The organism is Stenotrophomonas sp. NPDC078853 (assembly GCF_044901215.1).
In the GTDB taxonomy this organism is placed as follows: domain Bacteria; phylum Pseudomonadota; class Gammaproteobacteria; order Xanthomonadales; family Xanthomonadaceae; genus Stenotrophomonas; species Stenotrophomonas lacuserhaii.
In genome coordinates this window covers 1-12425 of the sequence record NZ_JBJDOQ010000021.1, presented here as the reverse complement: position 1 = coordinate 12425, position 12425 = coordinate 1, and the positions used below count along the sequence as shown (strand labels likewise).

The following is a 12425-nucleotide window of genomic DNA, read 5'->3' as shown; positions in this document are numbered from 1 at the left end:
TGCGATGTGGAGTGACCTGCCATGCTGAATCGCCTGGTCGAACTCTCCCTGCGTTACAAGTTCCTAGTGTTGATCATATTCGCAGTGGTGGCCTTCCTTGGCCTCAGCGCGGTGCGCAACGTCCCCATCGATGCGTTCCCCGATGTCACTCCGGTGCAGGTCAACGTCTATACCGAATCGCCCGGGCTGGCGGCGGAAGACGTCGAGCAACTGCTGACAACGCCGGTCGAATCCGCGCTCGCCGGCTTGCCGAAGGTGCAGGAAATCCGCTCGGTCAGTCTGTTCGGTTTGTCCTATGTCTCCGTGTACTTCAAGGACGACATGGACATTTACTTCGCCCGCCAGTTGGTCAATGAGCGGTTGCAGGAGATCGGGGACCGGCTACCCGAAGGCTATGGCAAGCCGGGCATGGGCCCGAACACCTCGGGTCTGGGTCAGGTGTACTGGTACACCGTCGAGCGCGCCCCCGGTGTCAGCAAGGACCAGATCAGCGACATGGACCTGCGCACCTGGCAGGAGTGGACGGTGCGCCTGATCCTGCGCACGGCGCCCGGCGTCGATGACGTCACCTCCTGGGGCGGCGGCGAACGCCAGTACCAGGTGCAGATCGATCCGCAACGCCTGTATGCCCGCGGCCTGGGCTTCGCCGACGTGATCAACGCACTGCCGGCCAACAACGGCCAGGTTGGCGGTAACGTTATGGACGTGGGCCGCGAGCAATTCCTGGTGCGCGGCTTGGGCCTGCTCAAGTCGACGGCCGATATTGGTGCGATCGTGCTCAAGTCCGAGGACGGCGTGCCGGTCTACCTGCGTGACGTGGCCACGGTGGTGGAAGCTCCGGCGCCACGGTTCGGCGCCGTCACCCGCGACGGTCAGGAAGTGGTAATGGGCCAGGCGCTGGCCCGCATCGGCGAGAACGCGAAGAACGTGGTCGAGGCGGTGAAGGCGAAGATCGACACCGCCCGCGCTGCCTTGCCCAAGGGCATGGTGCTCAAGCCGATGTATGAACGCACGGATCTGGTCAACAAGGCCGTTGGAACTGCCGTGCGGGCGCTGATCGAAGGCTCGATCCTGGTGGCGATCATCTTGTTCTTGTTCCTGGGCGATCTGCGCTCGGCGGTAGTTGTCGTCATCACCCTGCCGCTGGCAATGCTGATTGCCTTTATCGGCATGGGCCAGGCCGGGTTGTCGGCCAACCTGATGTCGCTGGCCGGTTTGGCGATCGGCATCGGCATGATGGTCGACGGCGCGGTAGTGATGGTCGAGAACGCGTTCCGGATCATGGCCGAGCGATTAGAGCACGGCGAAAAGGTCGACAAGACCGCCGCGGTACTGGCGGCGGCGCGGGAGGTGGCCAACCCGATCGCCTTCGCCATCATCATCATTATCGTCGTGTTCCTGCCGCTGTTCGCGCTGGAAGGTCTGGAAGGCAAGATGTTCAAGCCGATGGCGTTCAACATCGCCTTCGCGATGGCCGGCTCGTTGATCCTCAGCCTGACCCTGATCCCGGTACTGGCATCGATGATCCTCAAGCCCAAACCGGAGCGTGACACCTGGCTCGTCGCACGTATCAAGCGCGTCTACCGGCCGCTGCTGGACAAGGCACTAGCGAAGAAAAAGGTAGTGGTGATCAGCGCGGTGGTCGCGCTGGTGGCGAGCCTGGCGTTGTTCCCGTTCCTCGGCAAGGAGTTCATGCCGCAGTTGCAGGAAGGCTCGATCATGTGGCGCGTGACCGGCATCCCGTCGACCTCGCTCGACGAGTCGATCCGGACCAGCAACACCATCGCCGCGGCGTTCAAGAAGTTTCCGGAGGTCGAGACGACCTTGGCGATGATTGGCCGTGCCGAGAAGGGCGAAACCGCCGACGTCAACTACATGGAGATCTACACCGCCCTTAAACCGGAGGACGAGTGGACGTCGGGACGCGACATCAAGCAACTCGAAGCCGCGATGCAGGAGACGCTGGAGGAGGCGGTGCCCAATGTCGTGCCGAGCTACACCCAGCCGATCCAGATGCGCGTGGAAGAGTTGATCTCCGGCGTGCGTGCCACGCTGGCCCTGAAGCTTTACGGCGAGGACCTAACACAGCTCGACCAGCTGAGCGGCCGCATCAAGCAGGTACTGCAGGGGGTGCCGGGAGTGGCCGATCTGTCGCTGGAAGCCAACATCGGCAAGCCGCAAATCCGGATCGCAGTCAACCGCGACGAGCTGGCGCTGTACGGGATGAACGCCGAGGAAGTGCTGACCATCGTGCGCAATGGTCTGGGTGGCGAACCGGTCAGTGTGCTGCTGGACGGCGTCAAGCGCTTCGACATCGCCGTGCGACTGGACGAGTCCGCACGTACGTCGGTGGAGGCGGTACGACAGATTCCGCTGCGCACTGCCTCCGGCGCAATCGTGCCGTTGGCACGGGTGGCGGAGGTCAGCGTGGCCGAAGGCTACTCGTTCGTCCGGCGCGAGCAGTTGCAGCGCTACGCGGTGATCCAGATGGACGTGCGCGGCCGCGATGTCGACGGCTTTGTAAAGGACGCGCAGGCGGCGATCAAGCAACAGGTGCAGCTGCCCGCCGGCTACTGGATCGAGTGGGGCGGCGCGTTCGAGAACCAGCAACGCGCTTTGGCCAAGCTAGCGTTGATCGTGCCGGTCACGATCTTCTTCATCTTCGTGCTACTCTATACCGCGTTCAATTCCGTCAAGTACGCGACCTTGATCATCGCCAACGTGCCGTTCGCCACCATCGGCGGACTGCTTGCGCTGTTCATTACCGGTCAATACCTGTCGGTACCGTCGGCCATCGGGTTTATCGCGGTCTTCGGCGTGGCCATGCTCAACGGCATCGTGCTGGTGAGCTTCCTCAACGAATTGCGCGGGAAGGGCCTGTCGGTGCGCGACGCGGTCGTGCAGGGCACGGCCCTGCGATTGCGGCCGGTGTTGATGACCGCGAGCGTCGCGATCCTCGGCTTGGTGCCAATGTTGCTCTCCAGCGGTGTGGGTGCCGAGACCCAACGGCCGTTGGCCACCGTGGTGGTCGGCGGACTGATCAGCTCGACCCTGTTGACGCTGGTGCTGCTGCCCGTGCTGTACGAATGGCTCGAGAATCGCTCCGACCGCCAAGCCGCCGAGCGCAACTCTAGGGAGAACGCGTGATGAAACAAATCAAGGCCTTCGTGCATCGCAACCGGGTCGCCGACCTGATCCATGAACTGGAGGCCGCCGGGTTCCGGCGGCTCTCCCTGTTCGACGTCAAAGGCCTGCTGCGCGCCCTGAGTGCGCGCGAGCAGCAGTACTCGGTCGAGTTCGGCGATCAGGTGATCAGCGAAATGCAGATGGAGCTGTTCTGCGAGGACGACGAGGTGGCGCGTGCGGTCGAGATCTTCCGCCGCGTCGGCCGCACAGGGCGCGCCGAGGCCGGGGCGGTTTACGTCAGTCCGGTCGAACAGGCGTTCGTCATCGACGGCGAGACGTGAGAGATAACGACACGCTTCATTGACATCGTCCATAGGAGCCGCAAGCAATGACCCGACCGCACAACGCCATCCGCGAACTCATCGTCCCCGTGGCTGTGGCTGTAGTGGCCGTGCTGCCAGCGCTGTTCCTGCGCCTCAGCGGCAACAGTGCTGGAACCATCGGCGACGCCTTACTGTTCGGCCTGGCGATCCTGGCGGCGGGATTCCTGTTGTCGTGGGGGGCGGAAGCGGCCGAGAAGTACATCGCCACTGGCTTCGTGCTCGCGTTGGTCGCGTTGATCACCGTGCTGCCCGAGTACGCGGTGGATTTCTACTACGCCTACCGCGCGGGACAGGATCCGGCATCCGGCTACGTCGCTTATGCCGCCGCCAATATGACCGGCGCCAACCGCTTGCTGATCGGCCTGGCCTGGCCGTTGCTGGTCGGATTGCACTGGTGGCGTTCGCGCCAGCGCGGTATCACGTTGCAGGCGGATAACTCGGTCGAGATTGTCTTCCTCGCGGCCGCCAGCGCGTACGCGTTCGTGATCGTGCTCAAGAACAGCATCGGAATCTTCGACTTCATCGTGCTGGGCGCGTTGTTCGGTGCCTATCTGTGGCGTGTATCGCGGGCCGAGAACGAAGAGGAAGAAGAGGACGAGGAGCCGGGCCCGGGCGCGGTGATCGCCACCTTCTCGCCCGCCCGCCGCTGGGCGGTGATGGGGGGGATGAGCATTGTTGCGGCCACCGTGATCCTGCTGTCCGCCGAGCCGTTCGCCGAGTCGCTGGTGGCCTCCGGTCGCCGCCTGGGCATCGACGAGTTCCTGCTGATCCAATGGCTGGCGCCGCTGGCAAGCGAAGCGCCGGCGGTGACCATTGCGATCCTGTTCGTGCTCGGCGGTCGCGCCCGTGCCGGCCTGACCACGATGATCAGTGACAAGATCAACCAGTGGACCTTGCTGGTCGGCATGTTGCCCATTGCGATGAGCATCGGCGCTGGAAAACTGATGAGCCTGCCGCTGGATGCCCGCCAGCATGAAGAATTCTTCCTCACCGCGGCGCAGTCGTTGTTCGGCCTTGCGCTGTTGCTGCAGTTGCGCTTGAGTGTCTGGGGCGCCGTCGCGCTGGCGGTCCTGTTCCTGACCCAGTTGGGGCTCGCGTTCTTCTACCAGGCCACCCCGGCACGAGAGATCGTCGTGCTGACCGCGATGGCGTGGATCTACCTCGGCCTCGCGGTGCTTCTGCTGGCGCGCAACTTCTGGCAGTTGCCGGCGCTGGTGCGTGCCGCATGCCGCATGGAACGAGCGTCCAGCCGCCGACGAGGGCCCGCATGAGCACTGATCGCAAGCGCACGGCTCCCATCCCCAACGCCCTCATTTGGTTGACGGTCTCCGCGCTGGTGATTGCGCTGGACCAGGCCAGTAAGTACTGGGTACTGGCCACGCTGCCCGAGCACACCGCGGTTCCGGTGATCGAGGGCGTGTGGAACTGGTACCGCAGCTACAACACCGGCGCGGCTTTCAGCTTCCTCAGCGATGCCGGCGGCTGGCAGCAAGTGGTGTTTGGGATCCTGGCGCTGGGTATCAGCGGGTTGCTGGCCTACTGGCTGTACCAGACACCGCGCTCCGCCTACAAGGTTGCGTTGCCCTACGCTTTGGTAATCGGCGGCGCGCTGAGCAATGTCATCGACCGATCGCTGCGCGGCCATGTGGTGGACTTCATCCAATGGCACTGGCGCGATTACTACTGGCCGGCGTTCAACCTCAGCGATTCGGCCATCGTGCTCGGTGCCATCGCGATCGCGCTGCACGGCGTGTTGGGGTCGGGTCGTACTTCAGACAACACCACTCGGAGCTGAGCATGAGCGAGCACTACGATATCGTCATTATCGGCGGCGGCCCGGGCGGCTATCCCGCCGCCATTCGTGCCGCCCAGTTGGGGCTGCGCGTCGCGTGCATCGAGAGCCGCCAACGGCTGGGCGGTACCTGCCTCAACGTCGGCTGCATTCCGTCGAAGGCGTTGCTCGAATCCTCCGAACGCTTCATCGCCGCCCGCACGGAGTTCGCCGAACACGGCGTCGAGTTCGAGGGTCTGCGGCTGAATCTGCCGAAGCTAATGGCGCATAAGGACAACGTCGTGTCGGGGCTCGGCAATGGCATCGACTTTCTCATGCGCAAGCACAAGATCACGCGCCTGGTCGGCACCGGATCGATACCCGCGCCTGGACAGGTCACCCTGACCGACAGTAGCGGCGCTACGCAGGCGCTGACTGCCACTTCCATCGTCATCGCCACCGGCTCCGACAGCGCGACCTTGCCCGGCGTGCCGATCGATGAAGCACGCATCGTCTCTTCCACCGGCGCATTGACCTTGCCGGAAGTGCCCAAGCATCTCGTGGTGATCGGCGCAGGTTACGTCGGCCTGGAGCTGGGATCGGTCTGGAGGCGCTTGGGAGCAAACGTCACCGTGATCGAATATCTCGATCGCATCACTTCAGGAATGGACACCGAGCTTTCTCAAGCTTTGCACAAGGTGCTGGAGGAACAGGGCTTCGTATTCCGGCTTTCGCAGAAGGTGACGGGCGCGCGAAGCGAGGACAATGAAATCGTCTTGATGGCCGAACCGGCCCAAGGCGGCCCGAGCGAGGAGATTCGCGCCGACTATGTGCTGGTGTCGATCGGACGCCGGCCCTTTACCGACGGGTTGGGACTGGACGCCATCGGTATCACACGGGATCGGAAGGGTTATATCCAGGTTGACGAGCACTGGCGCACGAATGTGGACGGCATTTACGCCATTGGCGATGTGATCGGCGGTCCGATGCTGGCGCACAAAGCCACCGAGGAAGGTGTCGCCTTGGCCGAACAACTGGCCGGACTGCCGGGACACGTCAACTACGACGCCATTCCGGCGGTCGTCTACACGGCGCCTGAAGTCGCCTCCGTGGGGCAGACCGAAGACGCACTCAAGGTGGACGGTGTGAGCTACAAGGTCGGACGCTTTCCGTTCAGCGCCAATAGCCGTGCTCGCGCCAAGGCGCAGACTGACGGCTTCGTGAAGGTGCTCGCCGATGCCACGACCGATCGGGTGTTGGGCGTGCACATCATTGGTCCCGAGGCCGGCTCGCTGATCCATGAAGCGGTCGTCGCCATGGAGTTCCGTGGTTCGGCTGAGGACATCGCCCGCAGCTGCCATGCCCATCCCACCTTGCCCGAGGCGCTCAAGGAGGCAGCGATGGCCGTGGACAATTGGGCGCTGCACGTCTAGCCATTCGCTTCCGCCACGCCACTGGCGAAACGGAGGCATCTCATGAACACAAAGACTTCCGACAAATCGAAACCCGGCGCGCCCGTTGATCTGGCCGGCCAGCGCCGAGGCTTGTTCAAGGTGGCAGGGTTGGGCGTGCTTGTCTGTTTCGTCGGACTGTTCGCGGGCTATTTACTGCTGCCGCGCTACTTCAATTTTCCCGAAGCGCTGACCGACCGGTTCGTGTTCTGGGCTCGCCTGCAAATATTCCTACTGATTTGGGTGGCGGTGGGCGTCGGGGCGGTTTCCCGGGGACGGCGTCGGTCGGCCCAGGACATTCGGGGCTCGGCATACGGTCCGCCCAGTCCGCGCCTGGCGATCCGGATCGCGTTCTTGCAGAACAGTCTGGAGCAAGCCGTGTTGGCCAGCGGCGCGTATCTAGCACTGGTCACGGTGCTTGCAGCGCCAGCGCTTTCGCTACTTGTCAGTGCCACGGTGCTTTTTGGCATAGGACGAGTGACGTTTTTCCTCGGCTATGAAAGGGGCGCACCAGGCCGAGGCTTCGGCTTCGTACTGACGGTGCTTCCAACATTCTTGGGCTACACATGGGCCATCTTTCTGATTACGCGGGAGCTGTTTGCATAGTGCTTCCTTCGCTTGGCTCGCCGTAGCGTCATGCCAACTTCCGCCGCCTCCATCCGTAGAGACCGAGAATGATGGCAATAGCACCGTTCAGGATCGTGCCGCCTGCGCTCCAGGTTGGAGTCGCCGTGATTCCGAAGACTGAAAACGTGGTACCCGAGACCCACAAATAGGCGTGGAGGAGCGTATGAAAGCTCTCAAACCCACAGAAGAACTTAGCGACCTCTCTCTTGTGATCGTTCATGGTTGATCTCCAGTTCTGAGTTGCTGGCTCCAGCCGTTCCACGGTGCTGCCCTAGCCGTCTTTGGGCACACATTCTGGACCGCGCTCAGTGGTATTTGCGTGTTGCCGGTGGCCGCTTTGGACTGCAGTGGTCATGCCAGCGTGGGTGGCCCTAGACGACCGTTTCGTACCATCCTCCGCAGCCCATCCACCGGTTCGGGCAGGTTAGGCGGGATAAACCAATATTATCCCGCGTGTAATTACATGCTCATTAGCGCCGATTGTGTAATTTACACGGTATGTAATTACGTGGTATGTAATACATTACAGAATAGTCCGGAGAGGCGGTTATGGCCCGAGGCGGCTTATACAAGAGCGACGTGCAGAAGGCCCGCGATGCGTTGCGGGCGCAGGGCAAGCATCCGTCGGTGGATGCGGTTCGTGTGGCGCTGGGCAACACCGGTTCCAAGACGACGATCCACCGCTACCTCAAGGAACTGGAGGAAGAGGAAGGGCAAGGTCTCGGCGCCAAGGTCGCCGTCAGCGACGCGTTGCAGGATCTGGTCGGCCGGCTTGCGGCCCGCCTGCACGAAGAGGCGGAGGCCGTCGCCACCGAGGCTCAGCAGCGCTCTGCCGCGCAGTTGCAGCAGCGCAGCGATGCGCTGGAACAGGCTCGGCAGGAAGCGAGCGCCTTGAGCAATCAGTTGCAGCGAACCGAAGCGGCGCTGCACGAGGAGCGGACCGCCCACGCTTCGGCCCAGCAGTCCTTAGCGGAGCGGGTGACGGAAATCGCCCAGCTCAGCGAACGCATCGCCGGCCTGAGCGCCCGTGTGGCCGAGCACGAAGCCCATGCGAAATCGCTGGAAGAGAAGCATGCCCACGCCCGTGAGGCGCTGGAGCATTTCCGGACCTCGATGAAGGAGCAGCGCGAACAGGAACAGCGTCGCCACGAGCACCAGGTGCAGGAATTACAAGTCACGCTGCGCCAGGCCAACGAGGCGCTGACCGCCAAGAACCACGAGTTGCTGCAACTCAATCGCGATAACAGCCAGTGGTTGGAGCGCCACGGGCGCCTGGAGCGAGAACTGGCCGATGCCCGCCGCGGCATCGAGGCCCAGCAGAAGGAACTGGATGCCTTGCGGCTGACGGCTGCAGAGCATCAGGCGCTGCAGGAACGGTGGGCCAAAGACGTACAGGCCTTAGAGGCTGCGCGGGTCGAACTGACCAGCGCTCGTGCCGAAGCGACCAAGGAACGGGAACGTCGCGAGCAAGCCGAAGCCGACGCCTTGCGCGCAGGTGTGCGTCTGGAAACACTGGAGCAGTTATTGGCGCAGCTGAAACCCGAACAGGCAGTTGCCGACACGGCATCCGCCGGGAAGGGCCGTGGTCGTGAGTAGAGACCACGAAGCGTTTTTTATCCGGCAACCACATGATTCCACAAAAGAAATCGGATTCTATGGGGCATTTTTACACGTATCTCGGCTGAACCCCGGATGCAGGTCGGCGCCTGCGGTTCCGCGCGCCATGAACGGACCGTCGTCCGGCGCGATGTGCTGGATTCCCACGACCACCTCGCCGGCTTGCCTGGCCTTTGCGATGGCCTCCAGCGACGCCGCCAGGGCCGGCTCGCTGTTCTCCAGCGTGAAGCGGCCGCCAGCAAAATAGTCATTCTGGATATCGACAACAATCAGTGCGGTTCTCATCATTATTCCTTCAGAAAGTCAGGGTTTCGCCATCTTCAGGAATCAGCACGCTGTCCTGGATTGCCTTGTCATCCACATAACGACGCAGGTCAGCACGGGAGACGGTCATGTGGTTCACCGCATCCATGTGGACCGCCACGATCTTCGCCTTCGGCGCGAGCGCGTGGACACGAGAGGTATCGTCCACGCCCATGATGATGCCGGTATCGAAACCCTTCACCCGCGCATCGCCGGTGTTGAGCACGATGACGTCCGGGGTGTGGCGCTTGATCGCATCCTGTACGTCTCCGGTCCACACGGTGTCGCCGGCGAGGTAGATGGTCGGTTGGCCGGATTTCTGGAACACGAAGCCGGTGACGCTGCCGAGCAGCGCAGCCAGCGGCTCGACCTTGAACATATCCGCAGAGCCGTGCTGGGCAGCGACGCGGGTGATGCTCACTCCGCCGAACGTGGTGTGTGCGGGAAGGATGCGCACGTCGGCGAAGCCCTTGGCGCGGAGCAGGGCAGCGTCTGCTTCGTGCTGTACGAACATAGGCATCTGGCGCGGGATGAGCGTTTCCGCGGCGGGATCCCAGTGATCCAGATGCGTGTGGGTCAGCAGCACGGCGTCCACGTCCTTCAGCACCTGGCCGACATCGAACGGGAGCTCGACCGTCGGATTGCGTAGTTCGCTGCGATAGGTGTCCGGGAAGCCGGGATAGGCGCCTTTGGCAGCGAGCATGGGGTCCACCAGCAACACCGTATCGCCATAGGTGATCCTGGCCGTGGCGTTGCGGATCTGTTGGATGGACGTGGTCGTGGCAGGGTCGTCTGCCGCGTTGGCACCGGTGGCGAGACCGAGTGCCAACAGCGCCCCCAGGGCGAGCGAGGTCGATTTCATGTGCGTGTCTCCGATTGGATGGATGACGCCTAGATTGACGCCCGAAGGAACCTGTGAATACTGGCCTGAGAGACCAACATCGATGGATTCGGGCCATGACCACTGACCGTTCAGCCCAGCAGGAAACAGCGCCCATCCCGGTAGTCGTGGTCGCGCCGGAGGGCGTGAGTGCCTTCCATCTTTCCGTACCCCTCATGATCTTCGACATCGAAGCGGGCAGCCGGTCGCTGTTCCAGCTTCGTATCGCTTCCGAGCGTCAAGGGGTCACGTTGTCGGGCGGGCAGGTGGCAGTGACCCCTCACGGGGGTCTTGAGCTGCTCGACCAGGCCGAAGTGGTGATCATCCCCGGCTGGAATGATCTGGATGAGGCGCCCAGCGGTGCACTGCGCGCCAAGCTGATCGCTGCGCACCGACGCGGCGCCCATGTCGTGGGTCTGTGCTACGGCGCTTATGCACTGGCTTACGCGGGTTTGCTGGACGGGCATTCGGCCGCCACGCATTGGCTGGCAGAGAGCGATTTCCACGGACGTTTCCCGACGATCAGCCTGGACATGAACGCGCTCTATGTCGATGAAGACCGCATCGTGACGTCGGCCGGAACCGGTGCTGCACTGGATTGCTGCATGTATCTGGTCAGGAAACTCTGTGGTGCCCGCGAGGCCAACCGCATAGCGCGCATCATGGTCCTGCCGCCGCATCGCGAAGGGGGCCAGTCCCAGTACATCGACCAACCCCTGGCGGATTCACCGCAGGATGCACTGCTCAGCCGGTTGCTGGACTACATCCGCGAAGACCTGCGCCGGGATCATTCGCTGGATGAGCTTGCCGGACGGGTCGCCATGAGCCGGCGATCCTTTACCCGACGCTTCCAGAAGGCCACGGGCATGACGGTGGGTGCCTGGCTGGATGCCGAGCGGCTGCGTCGCGCGAAGGACCTGCTGGAATCGACGTCACTGTCCATCGATCAGGTCGCGGAGCAAGCCGGGTATCGCACGGCCGTGTCGTTCCGCCAGAGTTTCAACCGCGCGTTCCAGGTGAGCCCGCGCGAGTGGCGTCGGGCGTTCGCGCTGAATGAGTGAGGGAGGGGTGATGCTTCTGGAGAAGGGCCAGCGGGATGGGTTGGCTATCGGCGCAACTGTTCCGTCATAGCGTGAGGCGGGTCGTGGGCGGGGAGGGTGCAAGAATGAAATGCGTTACACGACAGAATCGTTACGCGGGCGCTGAGTTCCTCGACGGCCATGCCGGCCTGCGGACGCCGAGGAACTGTTCTTTGCCGAAGCGCTTTCACGACCACTCTCGTTGTCATTGAGGATCGGTGCTAAACCGCTTCGCTACTCCACTTCGGCCGGGCGTTGGGGCAACACTGGTGGAGTCGGGGCGATGTGGCGAATCGAACTCTGTCTCAGTCTTTGCGATTCCCTCAGGCGAAGATGGTTGCTTGTACAGGATGCGAGTACTCAAAGAAGATGACGTTGAACGCCACTGAGATTTCGAGCGTAGTGAAGGATGGGGATCTGATTACGATGGCCGTGATTGCCGGGCTCGCGGCGGTACCTTTGGCCAAAGGGATATTTTTCCTGATCGCGACGCGCCGCCAACGCCGTAAAGAATTTCTGGAGTTCTGGAGGACTGACAGTCTGGAAAGTTCCGACTTGTGGCTGGAGGAAGTGATCCAGCACGGATATGGCGCGTCCGTTCCTGCAGAGCTGATCCGCCATGTCACCCGTTTGAGCTGGCCGTCGAAGAAGCTGCGCCGGCTTGCACTGAGTGCGGATTTTCTGCAGATGGATGCAACGGGACGGAGCTTGACGTGGTCACTAAGGCGCCGAAGGATAGCCTACCGGCTGGAGCTCGAGATGCTGTTGAGCGTTGCAGGTTACATAGTCCTTGCCGTACTCGGCGCAGCGATGCTCATCACCGGGGCCAGGCAGGGACTGGGCGAGGGGATCACGGCTTTGGGTTTCGGCGGGGTCTTCGCCAGTGCGGCCTGCGCCTCTTTCCTGCACTTCATTTCACTTGTGGAGGCGCGGTCCTCGCTGGCGATCATCAACGACGCTGCGCGTGATGGGCTTTGGTCTCGCCTCAGAAGCAAGCAGAGCGGTTGAAGTTGAATAACCAGCGCCGACTACCTTGACTTAGCAAACAGCGACAAAGCGCGTCTAGTTTGATGATACAGCCATGCGAGTCAATAACATAATATACAAACTGCCGTGGTCAGCCGTTGCAAGTGATTGAATTGAAACGGGATTAGCCCTTGCTGCGCCAGGTGCCAGCGACACTGCCAG

The 12425-nt window shown here is 62.6% G+C and carries 12 protein-coding genes; 9 read left to right on the top strand and 3 right to left on the bottom strand.

Annotated elements, in window-relative coordinates:
- The first annotated feature begins 21 nt into the window (after positions 1-21).
- The 6 genes from ACI2JH_RS17330 to ACI2JH_RS17305 are packed head-to-tail and all read left to right on the top strand — an operon-like array spanning position 22 to position 7337.
- Positions 22-3147 (top strand): efflux RND transporter permease subunit, encoded by a 3126-nt coding sequence (locus ACI2JH_RS17330; RefSeq protein WP_404736799.1) that lies wholly within the window; start codon positions 22-24, stop codon positions 3145-3147.
- The gene (locus ACI2JH_RS17325; protein WP_270922113.1) at positions 3147-3467 is read left to right on the top strand and encodes a P-II family nitrogen regulator; all 321 of its coding nucleotides are present in this window, start codon (positions 3147-3149) and stop codon (positions 3465-3467) included. The genes ACI2JH_RS17330 and ACI2JH_RS17325 overlap by 1 nt, the downstream gene beginning before the upstream one ends.
- Before the next feature lie 47 nt (positions 3468-3514).
- Entirely contained in the window at positions 3515-4780 is a 1266-nt protein-coding gene (locus tag ACI2JH_RS17320) for a hypothetical protein (RefSeq protein ID WP_270922112.1), read from the top strand.
- Entirely contained in the window at positions 4777-5304 is a 528-nt protein-coding gene (gene lspA / locus ACI2JH_RS17315; protein ID WP_270922111.1) for a signal peptidase II, read from the top strand. Before ACI2JH_RS17320 ends, lspA begins: the two co-directional genes overlap by 4 nt.
- Positions 5305-5306: 2 nt before the next feature.
- Positions 5307-6713, top strand: coding sequence for a dihydrolipoyl dehydrogenase (gene lpdA, locus ACI2JH_RS17310; RefSeq protein ID WP_270922110.1), 1407 nt, complete (start codon positions 5307-5309; stop codon positions 6711-6713).
- A gap of 42 nt (positions 6714-6755) precedes the next feature.
- Entirely contained in the window at positions 6756-7337 is a 582-nt protein-coding gene (locus ACI2JH_RS17305; protein ID WP_270922109.1) for an MAPEG family protein, read from the top strand.
- Positions 7338-7365: 28 nt separating this feature from the next.
- On the opposite strand, the gene ACI2JH_RS17300 is transcribed toward ACI2JH_RS17305, so the two are convergent.
- Positions 7366-7578 carry a hypothetical protein gene (locus ACI2JH_RS17300; protein ID WP_270922108.1) on the bottom strand — a complete coding sequence of 71 codons (213 nt, stop codon included), beginning with the start codon at positions 7576-7578 and terminating at the stop codon, positions 7366-7368.
- A 329-nt stretch (positions 7579-7907) separates the two neighbouring features.
- Between ACI2JH_RS17300 and ACI2JH_RS17295 the strand changes: the two genes are divergently transcribed.
- Positions 7908-8954: a DNA-binding protein gene (locus tag ACI2JH_RS17295; protein ID WP_293979356.1), complete on the top strand. Its 1047-nt coding sequence runs from the start codon at positions 7908-7910 to the stop codon at positions 8952-8954.
- A gap of 57 nt (positions 8955-9011) precedes the next feature.
- Here ACI2JH_RS17295 and ACI2JH_RS17290 read toward each other — a convergent pair whose 3' ends face one another.
- Together ACI2JH_RS17290 and ACI2JH_RS17285 are read right to left on the bottom strand one after the other, a co-directional pair.
- A complete protein-coding gene (locus tag ACI2JH_RS17290) occupies positions 9012-9260 on the bottom strand; it encodes an isochorismatase family protein (protein WP_404736798.1) in 249 nt (82 codons plus the stop codon).
- A 10-nt stretch (positions 9261-9270) separates the two neighbouring features.
- Positions 9271-10140, bottom strand: a complete 870-nt coding sequence (locus ACI2JH_RS17285; RefSeq protein WP_404736797.1) for an MBL fold metallo-hydrolase — start codon at positions 10138-10140, stop codon at positions 9271-9273.
- 95 nt (positions 10141-10235) lie between these two features.
- Between ACI2JH_RS17285 and ACI2JH_RS17280 the strand changes: the two genes are divergently transcribed.
- Both ACI2JH_RS17280 and ACI2JH_RS17275 read left to right on the top strand, forming a co-directional pair.
- Positions 10236-11219, top strand: coding sequence for a helix-turn-helix domain-containing protein (locus ACI2JH_RS17280; protein WP_319275652.1), 984 nt, complete (start codon positions 10236-10238; stop codon positions 11217-11219).
- Positions 11220-11612: 393 nt separating this feature from the next.
- A complete protein-coding gene (locus ACI2JH_RS17275) occupies positions 11613-12245 on the top strand; it encodes a hypothetical protein (RefSeq protein ID WP_404736796.1) in 633 nt (210 codons plus the stop codon).
- The last annotated feature ends 180 nt before the right edge of the window (positions 12246-12425 follow it).